Annotated in this window: 14 protein-coding genes; 6 read left to right on the forward strand and 8 right to left on the reverse strand. The window is 70.5% G+C overall.

The features are described from left to right. Positions 1-31: 31 nt before the first annotated feature. Entirely contained in the window at positions 32-1,192 is a 1,161-nt protein-coding gene (locus C6361_RS00220; RefSeq protein ID WP_107270629.1) for an MFS transporter, read from the forward strand. Positions 1,193-1,375: 183 nt separating this feature from the next. Here C6361_RS00220 and C6361_RS00225 read toward each other — a convergent pair whose 3' ends face one another. Together C6361_RS00225 and C6361_RS00235 are read right to left on the reverse strand one after the other, a co-directional pair. Further along, positions 1,376-2,083, reverse strand: a complete 708-nt coding sequence (locus C6361_RS00225; RefSeq protein ID WP_107270631.1) for an alpha/beta hydrolase — start codon at positions 2,081-2,083, stop codon at positions 1,376-1,378. A gap of 246 nt (positions 2,084-2,329) precedes the next feature. Next, positions 2,330-3,103 (reverse strand): MBL fold metallo-hydrolase, encoded by a 774-nt coding sequence (locus C6361_RS00235; protein WP_234359225.1) that lies wholly within the window; start codon positions 3,101-3,103, stop codon positions 2,330-2,332. A 177-nt stretch (positions 3,104-3,280) separates the two neighbouring features. Between C6361_RS00235 and C6361_RS00240 the strand changes: the two genes are divergently transcribed. Next, on the forward strand, positions 3,281-3,577 hold the full coding sequence (locus C6361_RS00240) for a helix-turn-helix domain-containing protein (protein ID WP_199853179.1): 297 nt from the start codon (positions 3,281-3,283) through the stop codon (positions 3,575-3,577). A gap of 236 nt (positions 3,578-3,813) precedes the next feature. Beyond that, positions 3,814-4,209 carry a hypothetical protein gene (locus C6361_RS00245; protein ID WP_107266329.1) on the forward strand — a complete coding sequence of 132 codons (396 nt, stop codon included), beginning with the start codon at positions 3,814-3,816 and terminating at the stop codon, positions 4,207-4,209. 48 nt (positions 4,210-4,257) lie between these two features. On the opposite strand, the gene C6361_RS00250 is transcribed toward C6361_RS00245, so the two are convergent. Further along, positions 4,258-5,349 (reverse strand): winged helix DNA-binding domain-containing protein, encoded by a 1,092-nt coding sequence (locus C6361_RS00250; protein WP_107266330.1) that lies wholly within the window; start codon positions 5,347-5,349, stop codon positions 4,258-4,260. A gap of 453 nt (positions 5,350-5,802) precedes the next feature. Between C6361_RS00250 and C6361_RS00255 the strand changes: the two genes are divergently transcribed. Beyond that, entirely contained in the window at positions 5,803-6,771 is a 969-nt protein-coding gene (locus tag C6361_RS00255) for a hypothetical protein (protein ID WP_199853180.1), read from the forward strand. A 179-nt stretch (positions 6,772-6,950) separates the two neighbouring features. On the opposite strand, the gene C6361_RS00260 is transcribed toward C6361_RS00255, so the two are convergent. Continuing rightward, positions 6,951-7,610, reverse strand: a complete 660-nt coding sequence (locus C6361_RS00260) for a class I SAM-dependent methyltransferase (protein ID WP_107270632.1) — start codon at positions 7,608-7,610, stop codon at positions 6,951-6,953. 140 nt (positions 7,611-7,750) lie between these two features. Between C6361_RS00260 and C6361_RS00265 the strand changes: the two genes are divergently transcribed. Then, positions 7,751-8,632 (forward strand): AraC family transcriptional regulator, encoded by an 882-nt coding sequence (locus C6361_RS00265; RefSeq protein ID WP_107270633.1) that lies wholly within the window; start codon positions 7,751-7,753, stop codon positions 8,630-8,632. Positions 8,633-8,684: 52 nt separating this feature from the next. Then, on the forward strand, positions 8,685-10,580 hold the full coding sequence (locus C6361_RS00270) for an Hsp70 family protein (RefSeq protein WP_107266332.1): 1,896 nt from the start codon (positions 8,685-8,687) through the stop codon (positions 10,578-10,580). Between the two features lie 58 nt (positions 10,581-10,638). Here C6361_RS00270 and C6361_RS00275 read toward each other — a convergent pair whose 3' ends face one another. The 4 genes from C6361_RS00275 to C6361_RS00290 are packed head-to-tail and all read right to left on the reverse strand — an operon-like array spanning position 10,639 to position 16,308. Next, entirely contained in the window at positions 10,639-12,429 is a 1,791-nt protein-coding gene (locus C6361_RS00275; protein ID WP_107266333.1) for a glycosyltransferase family 4 protein, read from the reverse strand. 32 nt (positions 12,430-12,461) lie between these two features. After that, positions 12,462-13,073 (reverse strand): alpha/beta hydrolase, encoded by a 612-nt coding sequence (locus C6361_RS00280; RefSeq protein WP_199853181.1) that lies wholly within the window; start codon positions 13,071-13,073, stop codon positions 12,462-12,464. 50 nt (positions 13,074-13,123) lie between these two features. After that, complete coding sequence (locus C6361_RS00285) at positions 13,124-13,504, reverse strand: hypothetical protein (RefSeq protein ID WP_107259929.1); 381 nt, start codon at positions 13,502-13,504, stop codon at positions 13,124-13,126. Further along, positions 13,501-16,308: a hypothetical protein gene (locus C6361_RS00290; protein ID WP_159079090.1), complete on the reverse strand. Its 2,808-nt coding sequence runs from the start codon at positions 16,306-16,308 to the stop codon at positions 13,501-13,503. Before C6361_RS00290 ends, C6361_RS00285 begins: the two co-directional genes overlap by 4 nt. Positions 16,309-16,371 lie beyond the last annotated feature (63 nt).

The raw sequence follows: 16,371 nt of genomic DNA on the forward strand, positions 1-16,371 counted from the left end.
CGACACGGCTACGGGATCTGATCATGACGTGATGCGAAGGAACGTCTCGATCACTCTCCTTTCGGTCGGGCACGCCTGCGTCGACGTCTACCAGGGCGCGGTGGCCTCCCTGGTCCCGTTCTTCGTCGCTGAGCGCGAATACAGCTACGCGGTTGTCTCTGGCGTGGTGCTGGCCGCCTCCTTGCTGTCGTCGGTGGTGCAGCCGGTGTTCGGTGCCCTGACCGACCGCTGGGCGATGCCCTGGCTGTTGCCGGTCGGCACCCTGCTGGGCGGTGTGGGCATCGCCCTGAGCGGGATGAGCGGCTCCTACGGGCTCACCCTGCTGTTCGTAGCGGTTTCCGGGATCGGTGTGGCTGCCTACCACCCCGAGTCCGCACGGGTCGCCCGGATTGTCAGCCAAGGCAGCCACGCCGCCATGGGCTGGTTCTCGACGGGCGGCAACCTCGGCTTCGCGCTGGCCCCGCTCATGGTCGGCGCGGCTGTGGCCACGGGTGGGCTGCGCCTGACGCCGCTGCTGGTGCTGCCAGCGCTCGCAGCCGCCGTACTGTGCCTACCCGTGCTGCGCGCGCTGGGGCAGCGGCAGGCCGCCGGTACCGCTGCGGCGGTGCCGGCTGGGCCGGATGACAGAGCGTCGTTCGTGAGGCTGGCGCTGGCCGTGGCGTGCCGGTCGATCGTGTTCGTGGGATTGAGTACCTTCATCTCGCTCTACGCCGCGCAACGCATGGGCGGCAGCACCGTGGCAGGCAGTCTGGCACTCTTCGTGCTCTACCTCGGTGGCGCCGTGGGCTCCGTTCTCGGCGGTACGCTGGCGGGGCGCTGGGACCGGGTCACGGTCTCCCGCTGGTCGTACCTGATCACGATCGGATCGGTCGCGGGCGTGGTGTTCGTGCCGGGTCCGGCCCTGTACCTGTTCGTGGCACTGGCCTCAGCCGGCCTGTACGTCCCCTTCTCGCTGCAGGTCACGCTCGGCCAGGACTACCTGCCCTCGCGGGTCGGCACCGCCAGCGGGATCACCCTCGGCCTGACTGTCAGCATCGGCGGCCTGGTCAGCCCACTCATCGGCAGCCTTGCCGACGCAACGTCACTGCGGACTGCCCTGGCACCTCTCGTCCTGATGCCGGCGCTGAGCTGGCTGCTGTTCCGGACCCTGCCCGAACCCACCGCACCACGGCTCGGGCCGAGCCCGACATGAAGGCAGTTGCGGCGCAACCAGCTGAACCATGCTCCGGCCCGGCATCGACACGCTGTGCTCGGCGGACCTGAATCCGGCGACCGTCCGTGCAGCGGCACGACCTCACGTCCCACCTCACCACCCGCTTGCCCGAACGTGCCGCCGGGCCGGTGGCAGATTCGCGCGCGCCGGATCACGACTGGCTCAAACCTTGGGCGACCATTCTCGGGTCATCGCCGCGATGCGCTCCGTCACGGCACCCGGATCGACCAACTGATGCAGATGCCGGCCGGGAATGTGGTCGACGGCCCACCCTCGCTTGGCCGCATCCTCAGCGACCGGCTCGTACGGCGGGCCGAACAGCAGATAACCGCACGGCCGGTCGTCCCAGCCGACCGGGGTGGGCACGAGCTCCTCGTAATAGTTCAACGGGAGCCGAGGCTGCTCGGCCGACACCGCACTCCGCGTTTGGGCGTCCGGAAACATCGGTACGACGTCCGACTCCTCCCACCACGCCGTCCATTGCGGCAGCCGACCACCGACCGCCTTCGGACGCAGAAAGTCCAGCAACTCAGGCGGCGCGACGGGTGTGGGTCCGCTACGCGACGGCAAGGCCGCATCCACGAACAGGCAGCCGGCCACCTCCCGCGAGGCCGCCTCGACGATCACCGGCACGAAGAGACCCGCGTTGCTGTGCGCCACGATCACCACAGGCTGATCCCGGGGCAACTGGTCGATCGCTGCGCTGACCGTCTCGGCGACGGACCGCCAGTATGGTGGGCCGGTTTCCGCCACCCCGACCAGCGACGGCACGACCACGACCGCCCCCGAGTCCTCCAGTTCCCGCGCTGTCGGCGCCCATGTCGCAGGCCCGACCGACGGACTGTGCACCAGAACGAAACCGGCCCTCATGGAGCACACCCTGCACGATCCGGGCCGCCGGCCACCACCCCGATCGTCACGCTGACCGCGAACACCCGAGACGGTCGTCGGCGCGATCGATCGCGAGCAGGCCGGCCGCGGGAACCGAGCTGCCGAAGCGGTCCAGCGTCGCGCCGCCCTCGCCCGCCATGACCCGGAAGCCGTTGCGAAGGAGTTGAAACGCAGTGCGAGACGCGGTTCCCCGGTCGGGCGGCGTCACGGAGATTCCGCAGCAGCTCATCGGTTGGCGTATCGGCGGAACTCCCAGGGATCGTGCGCCGATACGATGGCCACTTCCGTCAGGTGGTCGCGGGCGAGGGACCGCAGCCGCTCAAGGTTGCCCAGCCGCTGCGCTGGGTCGGTCTCTATGCCGGACTGCAGGGAGACCAGGAAGGGTGGTACTCGTCCGGGCTCGGGTGCCAGCTCTCCGTGGTGGTAGTAGGCATCGCCGACGTGCAGCAGCCAACGGTCGTCGTCCCTGACCGCGACGGCGATGTGCCCCGGAGTGTGCCCGACCAACGGGACCAGCAGGATGTCGGAGGGGAGTCCGATCGGCTGGCGTACCCGGTCGAAACCAAACCACCGCTCACCCTCGGTGAAGCTGTATCTGGCCCAGTTCGGCTGGTGTGCCCAATGCGCCTGGTGCGGATACCGCCCACTGGTCATCGCCGCTTCGTACTCGTTCTCATGGACATGCACGGTGGCCCAGGGGAAATCGGGTAGGCCGCCGGTGTGGTCGCGATGCAGGTGGGTGAGGATGACATGGCGTACGTCCTCTGGGGCGAAGCCCAGGCTGGCGATCTGCCGGAGGGCCGGCTCGTCCGGGTCGAGCGCAGGCCGGGCCCAGCCAAGGAACTCCTCGCCCAGTGACCGCTCCGGCGCCTCGATGTCGCCGAGGCCGAAGCCGGTTTCCACCAGGACCAGCCCGTCGCTGTCGGTCTCCACGAGCAGGCAGTGGCACACGCCGGGCAGTGGCCGCTGCCCTTCGCCGGTCGGTGTGATCTCCCGCAACGAGCCGCAGTTGAGATGATGGATTCGCATGATGCTCCCGACTGACGATGTTGCTGTGCGGCGTACGCAGCGAGGCTAGGAGGCGGATTCGTGGCTCACCAAACGGTTGGCTATGAGGCAACGAGGCTGATAGACGCCTGCTCGGGTCGTACGGTCGAACCACACCCGTCGTGCCCGGTGGATGTCACCTTGGCGGTGTTGCGTGGCCGGTGGACCGCCCTGGTGATCCGCGAATTCCTACAGGGTGATCGCAGCTTCAGCGAGCTTGCCCAGGCCCTTCCGAAGCTCTCGGACAAAACCCTCGCGGATCGACTCGCGCAGTTGACCGAGGCGGCTGTACTCGATCGACGGCGGACGCCCGGTTGGCCCCCGCGGGTGCGCTACGCCCTCACCGACCGCGGACGTGCGCTCGCACCGGTGCTGCAAGCAATGTGGGAATGGGGCTCGGGTTCGAAGGACGAGGGCGAGCGTTGAGCACAGCAAAAGTTCGGCTACCTGATCCCTGCCGGCGCCGGAGGTGTCGGTCACGAAGCGAGCCTGCCGCGCAACCGTCGCGCTGCCCGGCATGACCGCGCGTCTCCGACTTCGTGTGGCCGCGACCTGTGACGGGAGCGATGGTTCCTGGTACGGCCCGTCGTCGAGCGGAACCAGGTGACTGCAGGACACCGCCAACACGTATCCGAGCCGGTGTTTGCACAGCAGGACGCGGAATGCCGCTGTTCGATCTGGGTCTCCGCTTCCCGGCTTACGATCGCCGCATGCAACCGATCATCGACATGTCACTCGGCGCTGCGGGTCCGCCGCACGAGGTGGTGCTGAAGCTCCAAGGTGGCGACGACTGGGAACTGAATGTCTGGTCGACCTTCGAGGACCTGGCCCAGCTCAGTGGCATCCGAGCCGCCGTGTGGAACGAACGTAGGGCGATCGCGGCGGGAACAAGCGCCGGCAGCAGGGTCTTCTGGTGCGCTCCTGCGGAGGACGCAGGTCCTGAGACCGCGACGGTCCTCATCGGACACGACGACGAAACGTGGGACATCGCCTTCCTGGTACCCGTGGCCCTTGTCGAAAAGATCGGCACTTTGGCAAGCGCACGACAGGTGGACTAGCCAGCCGGAACCACAGCAACCTGTCGGTCACGGTGTGCGGCAGCCGTACTAGGTGGCGAATTCGACCCCGGCGAGGGAAACGGCGCGGTACGCGGCGAGGCGTTCCGCTTGTTCGACGACGTTATTGCGCGTGGTAGCGGTCAGCTTCTGCCACGGCTGGACGGCGACCTTCAACGTTTTCCCGGACTTGCGGGGACGCCAGGTGCCGACGAGTTCACCGTCGACCAGGACGGCGCCGGGGCGACCCAGCACCGGCCACAACTCCTTGGCGTGAGCCGTGCCCGGCACCAGCGTTGCTCGGTCTTTGGCCTGGAGGAAAAGGTCGAACGGGCCGAGTAGCCGGGTTGCCTTGGTCTCGGCCGATGCCAGGGCCTGTTCGTCGGCGACCAGGAGCCAGCGTGTCTCGCCGCCGACGGTCACCTCGATCACATCTTCGGGCCAGAGTGCCTTCACGTCCTTGACCGGCGCATCGAGATAGTCGGCCACGTGTTTGGGCGTGGCCGGACCGAGCAGCCGAAGGTACGCGCGGATGAGGTCGAATCGGTCGCCCGAGGCGGTGGCCTTCCTGAAGCCCGCGATGCGCTGCAGAACCGGCGGCGATGTGTCGAGTCGCAGTTCCAACGCGGCCCGTACGGCGGCCAACCGGAACGGCATCTCGTAGAGGTGGGTAGCGTCGCACGGTCGGCAGAACCGCAGATACGGCTCGGGCATCACCTCGGCCAAGCGCCCGGAGACGTCACCCTTGACCGTCGGCATCGTGACGATGGCTCGCATCTGAGCGGCCATCTCATCCAGAGCGGCCAGAATGCCGATGCCAGCCGCCTTCAACGGCCTGGCGGCGTCGTAGATGCGCTTGCCGGCGTCAGCGTCGGAGAACGGCTCGACCGCGGCCGCCACCCTCCCCACGTCAGCACGGCGGTAGAGGTGTGGCGCACCTCGCACGGTCCACAGCAGGATCACATCCTCCCCGGACAACGCCGCCACATCGACCCCGCGCAGAGCCAGCGCCCACCTGCCGCCGTCCGGACCGGTTTCCTGCACCCCGATATCGAGCACAGCGGTGTCTTCGAGCATGCCCTCGGCCCGGTCAAGCTGCTGCGCCTGAACGCGGAAGTTCAGCACCTGGCGCTGATCAATCATTCCTACACCCTAGGCAGCGACCCCGACAGACGCGCCGTGGCGGCTGGGCGGAACGGCCCGGGGCTGACCTGGCCCTTCGACCGGCGGCATCCACTCATGAGCACGGGCCAGGAACCCGGCAGATCCAGAAGCTGGGCCCGTTGCCGGCGGACCGACCCGGGGGCCGGAGAGCATCATAAGCAAGCCCTGGCCCACCGTCAGGTCCACGGCCACCCGGGCCTCGGCCGCTCGCGTCTCCTGCCTCCCCGGGCCAACGCCGATGGTGCCCGGGCGGGCCGTGCGGACCCGAACTCGACGATCGACGCCGGGGCGAGATCCGCCGGACCGGCCCGTCGCGAATCCGCCCGACCCGCCTCGGCGCGATTGACCGATTCGACCGCGCGGCGGATCGGTTTCCGGGCAGGATGTAACCGGATCGACCGAGGGGGACCGCCCCGTCACGGGAGGTGTCAGGTGGTCGCCGTCCGGATTCCACCGAGCTTCTTCGGCATCCCCTTCGGGCTGGCCGGCTTGGGCAACACCTGGATGCTGGCCGGACACGACGGCGACGTACCGACCTGGATCGGCAACGCCCTGTTGGCGCTCGCCACGCTGGCCTGGCTCGCCGTGCTGGCGGCGTACGCCGGCTACGCGCTGCGCCGGCCGAGAGCCCTCGTCGGCGACCTGGTGGACCCGGTCACCAGCCCGTTCGTCTCGCTCGCCGTCATCACGCCGGTGCTGCTCGCCGCGCAGGGTGTCGCCCCGCACAACCTGCACGTCGGCCGGATCCTCGTCGACGTGTTCCTGGTCCTCACGCTCCTCTTCGGCGGCTGGATAACCGGGCAGTGGATCTACGGACGAGTCGACATCGACCAGATCCACCCCGGCTACTTCCTGCCCACCGTGGCCGGCGGGTTGATCGCCTCGGCCGCCGCCTCCGCCGTCGGGCAGCGCACCCTGGCCGAGATCATGCTCGGGCTCGGGCTCATCTGCTGGCTGGTCCTCGGCTCGCTGACCCTGAACCGCCTCTTCGTCCGGCCGCCGCTGCCCACGCCACTCATCCCGACCCTCGCGATCGAGGCGGCCCCCTCCGCGCTGGCCGGGATCGCGCTCTTCGCCCTCAACGGCGGCCGGATCGACATCTGGGTGACGCTGGTCTCCGGGTACGGGCTGCTGCTGGTCCTCGCCCAGATCCGCCTGCTCCCGCTCTACCTGCGGCTGCGCTTCGCCCCCAGCTTCTGGGCGTTCACGTTCTCCTGGTCGGCGGTGGCGACGGCCGCCCTGCACTGGATCACCGACGGCGAACCGCCGGGTCACCGCGTCTACACGTACCTGGTACTGGCGGCCATCTCGGCCCTGATCGGCGGAATCACCGTACGGTCGATCGTGGCTGCGGCGCGCGGCCGCTTCCTGCCGCCGCCGGCCCCACCGGCGGCGCCCTGACCCGGGCCCGGGCGTTGGTCACGATGTGCCACGAGCCGTCGGCCGCCAGGTGGGCCGGCCCCACCTCGGGAACGCCACGATCTCGATCTGGAACGGTTAGCCGGCGGGGGAGCGGTAGCCCGAGCGGTCTGTCCGTCGGTCCTCGCGCACCGCCTCCGGTGCCGCAGGAGCCGCCCGGGCTACCCGGTCCGGCCCGCCACGGCCCGGTAGAAGACGACGCCGCCGAACCAGGTCCCGCCGCGACCGTTCTCCGCGACGTCGGTCAGGCCGGCATCGGCCAACGCGGTCAGCACCCACTCAGGGAGGCTCTCCGCCAGGCGCGGATGGCGGTGCGCCCGGCGGGTCACCCGCCCGGACGGCGTGCCGTCGATGTCAACCAGGTGCAGTTCACCGCCGGGACGCAACACCCGCCGGACCTCCTGTAACGCGCGCGCCCGCTCGCCTGAGGCCAGGTGGTGCAGCATGAACGCGGACAGTACCCGGTCGAAGCTGTCGTCGGGCAACGGTAGTTCGTCGGCGAAGGCGCGCTCGTACCGGATCGGGAACCCGGCCCGGGCCGCCTTGCGGCGGGCGCGGCGCAGCGCGGCCGGGTCCGGGTCGATGCCCAGCGCGTCGACGTCCGGATGGCGCCGCCCAAGCGCCCGCAGGAGGTTACCGGTGCCGCAGCCGATCTCCAGGACCCGCTGGCCGGGTCGGATGTCGGCGCGGTCCAGAAGCTGGTCGTGGGTGCGTCCGACACCGGCGAGCCGGGTGAACGGGTCGTAGAGGGGCAGCAGCCAATGTTTGCCCATGGCGGGCAGGTAGTGCCGCTCGCGACTGGTGTTGGCCTGTCCGATCATCTCGCGCTCCATATCCGATGAAGTTCGGTCGTACTCTCAGCTTCATGCGGGCCGAAGACGCGGACAATGGCGGAACCGTGGGCGGGATGCGACAAAGTTCGGTTCCAACGCCCCGGGCTGTCGGGGTGACCGGACAGGGCGTGCCGGTCATCGGCTTCGGGCATGTACCCGGCCGCGCTCCGATCGCCGTGGCCCGGGTCGGGGACCGGGCGCCGACCGTCGGCCCGGCCACCGGCGAAGCGCACACCCACGACTTCCTGGCGCTCTTCTACGCGCACCGAGCCGACGGGACGGTGCGGATCGACGGCCGGACGTGGACGGTGACCGACGGGGACCTCTTCGTCATCGCGCCGGGGCAGGTCGTCTCGTTCGACCCACACGAAGAGGTCGCCACCGACGGCTGGGTGGTCTGGTTTCCCGCCGACGTGGTGCGACCCGGTATGTCCGGGGCGTACTCGTCGTGGCGGACGCACCCGCTGCTCTTCCCGTTCGCGCAGGGAATCGACCGGACGCAGCGGCTCCGCATCCCGGCGGCCGACCGGGCGGCCTGGGTCGAGCGCTTCGCCGCGCTCGACGTCGAGCTACGGGCCCGGCGCGACGGCCACCAGGAAGCCGCCCTCGCCCACCTGACCCTGGTACTCGTGGCCGCCGCCCGGTTGTCGACCGGCGTTGCCGACCAGTTGCGCTCCTCGAACGAGCCACTGCTCGGGGCGGTCTTCGACGCGATCGAGCAGCGCTACCACGAGCCCATCTCGCTGGCCGACATCGCCGGCGAACTCGCGCTCACCACCGGTCATCTCACCACCGTCGTACGCCGGAAGACCGGCCGGACCGTTGCGCAGTGGATCGCGCAGCGCCGGATGCAGCAGGCCCGCCTGTTGCTCACCGAGACCGATCTGACCGTTGCGGCGATCAGCCGTCGGGTCGGCTATCCGGACGTCAGCTATTTCATCAAACGCTTCCGCGCCAGCCACGGGATGACCCCGGGACAGTGGCGTGACGCCGCCAATCCCGCTCCGTGAACCGACCGCGGCCGGGACGTGCAGCTCGACGACCGTTGATACGGTCCGTTGCGTGCTCACCACGCCAGCCGCCCTCGGCGTCGACTTCGGCACCTCGCACACCGTTGCCGCGGTACGGATGCCGAGCGGCCGGACCGAGTCGCTGCTGTTCGACGCGTCGCCGCTGCTGCCCTCCGCGGTGTTCGCGCAGTCAACCGGTCAACTGCTGGTGGGACACGACGCACTCCGCGGTTCCCGGCTCGATCCCGGCCGGTCCGAGCCCAATCCGAAGCGCCACATCGCCGACGGGACGCTGCTGCTGGGCGATGTCGAGACAACGGTGGAAGAGGCGGTACGAGCCGTGCTGTCCCGGGTGGCCCAGACCGCGCGGCGTGCGCTCGGCACCACGCCCACGTCGGTGGTGTTGACCCATCCGGCCAGTTGGGGTGCCCAGCGGCGCGGAGTACTGGCGCGGGCGGCGGCTGGCGCAGGGCTGGGGGGTGCGGTCCGGCTGCTGGCCGAGCCGGTCGCCGCCGCGTTCTACTTCACCGAGGTGCTCGGCCACCGGGTGGAGCCGGGCGGCACCCTGGTGGTGTACGACCTCGGGGGCGGCACCTTCGACATCAGCGCGGTGCGGCGGCTGCCTGACGGCGGCTGGGAGGTACGCGCCACCGCCGGGTTGGACGACGTGGGTGGAGTCGACATCGACGCCGCGATCGTCCAGTGGATGGTGACCCACGCCGGTGCCGACGAGACCGGGGCGCGGCTCGGACTCAGCGAAGCGCGTCGCTGGCAGCAGGCGCAGCAGGAGGCGCGGGCCGCCAAGGAACAGCTCAGCCGATTCGTCACGGCGCCGATCGTCCTACCCGGGCTGGACCGCGAGTTCCACCTCACCCGTACGGAGTTCGACGAGCTGGCCCGGCCGTTACTGGAGCGGACGGTGGTCCTGACCACGTCGACGCTGTTCGGCAGCGGGGTCACCGCCGACCGGCTGGCCGGGGTCTTCCTGGTCGGCGGGTCCAGCCGGATCCCGCTGGTCGCCACGATGCTGCACCGGGCGCTCGGCGTGGCGCCGACGGTCATCGACCAGCCGGAGCTGGTGGTGGCCCATGGCAGTCTGCACGCACCGCCGTCCGGCGGACCGACCCCGGTCGACCCGGCGCCACCGGTCCGGACCCACCCAGCGCAGGCCCTCACACCACCACCGCCACCACCCACACCCACACCACCCACACCGCCGACAGCAACAACGCCGACGACACCCCCACCGACACCCACAACACCGTCAACACCGCCAACACCGACAGCGGCGCCGACGATGGCCGCCGGCCCGGTCGCGCAACGGTCGATCCCGGGCGAGCCGGCCCCGGCACCGCGCCCGGCAGCCGTCACCTTCGCCGTCGCGGTGCTGCTCGGCGCGGTAGTCGGTGCGGCGATGACCGCCTACCCGATGCTGGCCGGATACGACGGCCCGCTGCCGTACTGGACGGACCGGTACGCCTGGCAGCTCATACCGCTTGCGGGTCTGCTGGCCGGGATCTGGGCTCGCCGTCGAGGCGTCGCGTTCGTGGCGCAGGTGGTCTCCGGTGTCGTCGCCGGGCTGGTCGGGCTCGTGGTGGTACAGACCGGGCGGGACATCTTCCGTCTGCCGTGGGGGATCCCGGTCGAGTTCTACTTCTGGGAGCACCATCCCGACATCTGGTTCCTGACCCTGGTCGGCGGTTGCCTCGGCACCGGCCTCGTCCTCGAAGCGGCGCTCGCCGCGACCGCGCGGCTCGGCAACCGTGGCCTGGCCGTCGCCGCCGTTGCCGCCGCCGGGATGCTGCCGAGCTTGCTACTGCTCTGGATCTTCGATTGGGAGTACCAACCGCAGTCTTCCCGGCTGGTGGTCGACACGCTGTTCGCGTACCCCTTCGTGTTGTTGCTGGCCTGGCCCGCCGCGGCGCTCGCCGGGCGTCCGTCCCGCTAGGACCGCCGGTGGCACGGGATCGGGCCCGGGGCCACAGCGGCACGCCACCGGCCGGGGGTCAGCTCGGGTCGGCGGGGTAGCCGAGGCGGGCAAGGAGATCCAGCGCGGTCCGCCGCCAGCTCACCCTCTCCAGCAGTTGCCCGCGCAGCTCGGCGGCCCGGCCGAAGGCGGTGACCGGGTCGACCAGGGTCTCGTACAGTGCCTGCGCCCAGGTCTCCACGACCTGGCTGTCGCCGCCCCGGACCCGGAGCACCTCGCGGGGCGCCCGGCGCTCGCCGTCCCGGGTCTGGCTGGTCAGCAACTGTGCCAGCCCGCTCTCCGCGGTGATCAGCACGGGTACGCCGGCAGCGATCGCCTCGTACGCCGCGAGCCCGAACCCCTCGTGCCGGGACGGCATGATGACCGCCCGGGAGGCCCACAGGTCGTTGCGCAGCATCGCCTCGTCGGGCGAGTAGGTGCGGAGGAAGACCTCCAGCTCCGGGCTGGCCAGCGGGTCGAGCCGGGCCTTGACCTCGTCGGCGTCCTCCGGGCGTACCCCGCGGATGACCAGGGCGGGCCGCTCGTCGAGACTGTCGCCGAGTTCCTCGATCGCCCGCTTGACCATGTTGACCGCGATGTCCAGGCCCTTGGAGCGGACGTCCTCGGCCCGGGCCATCAGCAGCACCTGACGCCGGTCCGGCAGGTCGTCCAGGTCGACGACGCCGCCCCAGTCCCGCAGCCCGGGGATCAGGGTGAAGACGGGTGGTCGGGTCGACAGTCGGCCCCGCATCAGGTTGTCGATCGTCCTGCTCAGGTGCGGTCCGACCCCCGCGACCAGGTCGGCGGTGATGGCGAGCTGCACCTCCAACTCGCGCCGCTCGTCGCTGGTCACCATCAGGGACGGGCCGCCCGGCTCCTCCTTCGCCTGGCCGAGGCGGTCCGGATCCATGTGTACGACGTGCACCCGCTTGGCGGTCGGGAAGTAGTGGTGGTGTGCCGCGTAGGCGTACGGACCGAGGATGCGGCCGTGCCCGACGATCACGTCCGGCCGGTACGGCTCGTCGTCGAAGCCGGGCCGGGTGAGCAGCAGTTCCTTGCCGGTGATGCCCGGTACGGGATCGGGGGCGACGAGCTGGACGCCGTCCTTCAGCGCGGCGTCCCGATCCTGCTGGGTGGCGGTCGGCACCATCACCCGTACGTCGACGCCGACCTCGGCCAGCGCGACCGCGAGTTCCCGGTTGAGGGTCGAGATGCCACCCGCCTCGGAGTGCCACTCGTCGGCGACGAGCAGGAACCGGGTCGCGCTCGCCCCGTCCGCCCCGTCCGACCCGGCCGGGTGGATGTCCGGGGCGCTCGGCGGTGGCGGCTCCTCGGCGGTGCGGAGGTGGGCCACCGCCGCGTCGAGGTCGGCGACCGGGGTCGGTACGCCGTTACGGTCGAGTGTGGACCAGCCGCCCTCGGGAGTGGCCACCCCGACCGCGATCCGGTCGAACCCGGTGCCGGCGAGTTGCGGGCCCAGGCCGGACAGGTCGGTCGCCGGCTCGGCCGGCAGGACGACGAGCAGCAGCCCGAGCCGACCGTCGTCGCCGAGGTTCCGGCGGAGGGCCAGCCCGGCCGCCGACAGCTCGGTGACCCGGGCGGCCAGGCTCCGGCCGTCCCAGAGCACGACCTTGATGGAGAGGGCGGGCGGACCGCCCGTGCCGTCGGTCCAGACGTCGGGGGTTCCGGCTCCCGGGCCCGGAGCGTACGAAGCCCGCCCGCGCACGATCCCGGCGACCCGCGACCGAAACCGGACCATGGACTGCTCCCGAGCGCTGGCGGAGCCGTTCTCCCGCAGCGACCGGGCCAGTTCGGCAAGCGTCGGGTCCATTCCCGAATGCTAGGCAAACGGGTCCACCCCGGCTATTCGGCGTTCAGCCGGTACGTGGCATCTTCACACCACCGCAGCGCCGACAACCAGCGTCCGTAACCGGCCGCCATGTCGAGGTGCCCTGCGCCGTTCACCCGGTCGACATCGCACAGTCGGCCATAAACGGCATCGGCTGGCGGCTGGCAGTATCGATCATTGTCGGCACAGACCAATCGGGGTACGGCGAGCGACCCCGAATGGATCACGTCCAGCGCATCGGTTGGGAGTTGGAATCCGCGTAGTTCCGCCGTTTCCGCGAGGAACCGAGGGCCCGGCGGCGCGACCAGGAGCACCCGGCCGACCGGCAGGTGCACGCTGCCCTGGCGGGCGAGGTGGAGCCAGGTCACGCAGGAGAGGCTGTGTGCCACCACCGCCTGCTCGGCGCCGGGTGCCCGGGCCAGGGCCTGCTCCGTCGCCGCGAGCCAATCCTTGAGTACCGGAAATTCGGGGTCGGGGAGTTGCGGATAACAGACGTCGTGGCCGGCGGCGGTGAGTCGTTCGGCCAGCCACCGCTGCCAGTGGCCGACCGGCCGGTGGTTCTGCCAGCCATGCAGGATGAGAAAGCGTCGGCGGGGCTCCGTTCGGCCATCGGAACGGGCCGCCACCGGTCGCCGGTCGCCGGTGTCGTCCCGCCACCGATCCGACCCTGCCCGCATCAGAGAAGCTCGCCCCACTGGATGAACCGGGGCAGCAGCAGAATCGCACCGACCAACGCGATTCCGGTGAGCACCAGGGGAATGCGCGCCTTCCGGAACGCGCCGCGCAGGTACTGTTCGCGGATGTCCTGCTTCTCCCGATCGCTGAAGTCGCGGTCGATGTAGAGGTCGGCGTCGCGTTCCCCGTGTTCCAACACCTGGGCGGCCCAGGTGAGGAAGGCGGCGGCGAGTACCCAGAGCAGCGCGTCCAGCGCGATCTTGGCAGTGGACACCTCGCCCTCGGGACCGGTGGAAACCGACGTGATCAGGTTGATCCCGGCGCCCGCGAAGATCCCGGCGAGGAAGTTCAGCGACGACGGCGCGGGCGGGATCACGGTCACGCCGGACGCTCCTCGTCCGGCCCCGGTCCGCCGTTGCGCGACTCGTCACAGTAGACGACCGGGAAGGGCAGCTTCGGCCATGCCACGTCGAGGACCTGCCGGCCGAGCCGGTCCAGCCCTTCCAGCACCCGCCGTGGCGCGGATTCGGCCAGCTCGCCGGAGAGTTCCTGCCAGGTGTCCCGCTGGGCGAGCAACTGGGCGAGGCTGCGCTGGACCGAGACCGTCTGGACCGGTACCTTGGCCCGTTTGTTGATCTGGTCGTTGATGGCGCTGATCAGCTGGTTCGAGGCGTTGTGCCAGATGCCCAGCTGGCCCGGCCGGAGGCCGCAGGGCCGCGCCTCCACCAGCCTCGGCGGCTCGAAGACGTCCCCACCAGCACCGTTGAGGGGAACCTCGACCGGCGACACCGCGCTGCCGCGCTGGGTGCTCAACACGTCACTGAGCAGCGCGCGGCACTCCGTCCGGACCGTCTGCCAGACGACGTTGGCGAGCTGGTAGGTGATGAAGGGCATCCGTAGCCGCTCCTCGGGCCGGGACTCCGACGGCGGTGGCGGTGGCTTGCGCAGCTCCAGGTCCATCCGCTCCAGCAGGGGCTTCAGGTACGGCTGGAGCGACAGGTCGGAACAGAGCGTCAGCGTCTCCAGCATGTTGGCGAGGTCCAGCTCCCGATTCTTGTGGGCGCACCGCTCACAGCGGCGCTCCAGCCAGCCGGCCGCCTCGGTCAGCTGTTGCCGGCTCGGATATCCGGTCATGGTCAGCGCGGTGAGGCACATCGCGGTCGTCGCCTCGTCGCTGTTCCAGGTGCCGGTACCGCTGCGCCACCACTGCACCTTCCGACCGTCGTTGCCGAGCAGCCCGATCAGCCAGCGGCACGACTTCGACACCAGCGGGTTGTCGGCGCGCTGGCCGGCCTGGCTCATCCCGATCAGCACCCGGGCGGTCACCCACGGCACCCGACCGGGGTAGTAGCTGCCGGCCGGCTCCTGGGCGCGCTCGGCCATCGCGACGAGCTGCTTGATCCGGGTGGTGTCGCGGAAGTCCGCGGGTGCGCTGCTCTCCAGGCCGAGCAGCAGGCCCAGCACCCAGTTCTGGTAGGCCACCATCTGGTCGATCTGGTCGGCCGGCTGCTCCGGCGGGTTGCCGGCCTGGGCGAGGATCTCGTCCTCCCGGCGCATCGCCTCGGCGATGTGCACGGTGAAGTCGGTGAAGTCGTCCGTCGTCCCGCCGACCGGTATCGGGTACCGCTGCTCGGGGTTCTCGTACTGCCACCGGTTCCGGATGGGTTCGGCGATCTTCCGCCAGCGTTCCGTGTCGTCCGGGCGCAGCCGGGTGAGCGCGGTCGCGGCGAAGACCGCGGCGCCGAGGCTGTCTCCCCAGGTGGGATCCTCGTCGATCTTGCGTTCGAGGTACGAGGCGAGCTGTTCGAGCAGGTCCCAGGTGCTGAGCAGGTAGAGGCTCTCGTGGCGGAGCGAGTCGGGGGAGACGATCTGGTCGAGCCGGCTCAGGGTGGCCCGGATCGCGCGGGCCCCGCCGGCCTGGAGGTGCCGCCAGATGATGTCCTCCGGCTCCGCGTAGCACTCGCTGGTCCAGTGCTTCAGGGCATGCTCGACGACCAGCTGAGCGCGCCGACGCGGCCCGATGGTGTACGCGTCGTCGGTGCGGTGCACCAGGTTGCGCCCGTGCAGCCGTTCGGGCCGGCCGTCGAAGCGCTGGTCCGCCTCCCGGCTCGCCATCGCCAGCCCGAGCACGCCGAGACAGGCCAGGTGGTAGAGGGCACGCTGCTCCATCGGGTCCTCGGTGCCGCCGGTGTACTCCTGCTGGAGGTCGAGTTCGGTCGGGCACCGCCGGTACGCCTCGTAGAAGTCCAGCGCCGACTTGGCGATGTGTACGTCCTGGCCGGCCAGCTTGGTTATCTTGAGCCGCGCGTCGTTGTCCAGGAACGTGGCGTCGGCGAGCATCTGCCGGATCGTCGCGGTGGCGTCGAGCCGGACCTGGTGCAGGTCGAGAATCTGCTCACCGCGCTCGACCACCCGGCCGACCGACGTCCAGCCGGTGGCCAGCACCTGCACGACCACGCCGAAGGTCTGCCGGATCCGCTTGACGTAGTCGAAGACGCTCCAGGCCGCCGGGATGTTGGCGTGCAGGCCGTCGATGACGAGCAGGTAGTCGCGGAGGCGTTCGAGCTGGAGCAGCGCCGCCGCGACGGACTCGGGGCCGTCGGCCGGGTCGCTGAGGTTCAGCCAGATGACGCCCCGGTTGTCGTTCAGGTATTTCGTCGCGAAGTGCGCGGCGAGTGCGGACCGCCCGGAACCGTGGTCCCCGGTCACCAGGACGTGGTGGCCGGTGTTCAGGTTGCTGTCCACCTCCTCGGCGGCCGGCGTGAGCCGGTACATCTCCCGCCGGGCCAGCAGCTGGTCGCCGGAGGGTGGCAGCGCCTGCCCGATCCGCTTCGGACGCCAGGTGTCGGCGAGTGGTTTCGGGGCGACCAGCGCACTTGCCAGCAGTTCGAGCGGGCCGAGGTCCTTGTTGCGGGCGGCGAGGATGACCCGGAGGCCGAGCCGGACCGTCTGCCCGCCGTTCGGGCCCTCGACCTGGACCTCCAGGCAGGCCGGGTCGTCGACGAAGCTGACCTGGACGGGCTGGAACCGCAGGGCCGTCTCGGCGGACTCCTGGAGTTGCTCGCCCAGCGCCGCGAGATCTTCGCCCGCGGCGCTGAGGACCTGGTCGGGGTCAGCGTCGGAGGGAAGCCGCTGGAGGGCCTCCCAGCCGGTACGCATGGTCGGGGCGAGGGGCGGGACCGACACCGAATACACTCCTCCCGGCGGTGGATCGGGCCCCTTGCGAACCGGCACCCGCAGGGGTGAATG

Origin of the sequence: Plantactinospora sp. BC1 (genome assembly GCF_003030345.1) — a bacterium.
In the GTDB taxonomy this organism is placed as follows: domain Bacteria; phylum Actinomycetota; class Actinomycetes; order Mycobacteriales; family Micromonosporaceae; genus Plantactinospora.

Coding starts and splice junctions, on each gene's coding strand:
- C6361_RS00220 (WP_107270629.1), top strand. CDS start 32: ATGCGAAGGAACGTCTCGATCACTCTCCTTTCGGTCGGGCACGCCTGC.
- C6361_RS00225 (WP_107270631.1), bottom strand. CDS start 2,083: ATGAGGGCCGGTTTCGTTCTGGTGCACAGTCCGTCGGTCGGGCCTGCG.
- C6361_RS00245 (WP_107266329.1), top strand. CDS start 3,814: ATGCCGCTGTTCGATCTGGGTCTCCGCTTCCCGGCTTACGATCGCCGC.
- C6361_RS00250 (WP_107266330.1), bottom strand. CDS start 5,349: ATGATTGATCAGCGCCAGGTGCTGAACTTCCGCGTTCAGGCGCAGCAG.
- C6361_RS00260 (WP_107270632.1), bottom strand. CDS start 7,610: ATGATCGGACAGGCCAACACCAGTCGCGAGCGGCACTACCTGCCCGCC.
- C6361_RS00275 (WP_107266333.1), bottom strand. CDS start 12,429: ATGGACCCGACGCTTGCCGAACTGGCCCGGTCGCTGCGGGAGAACGGC.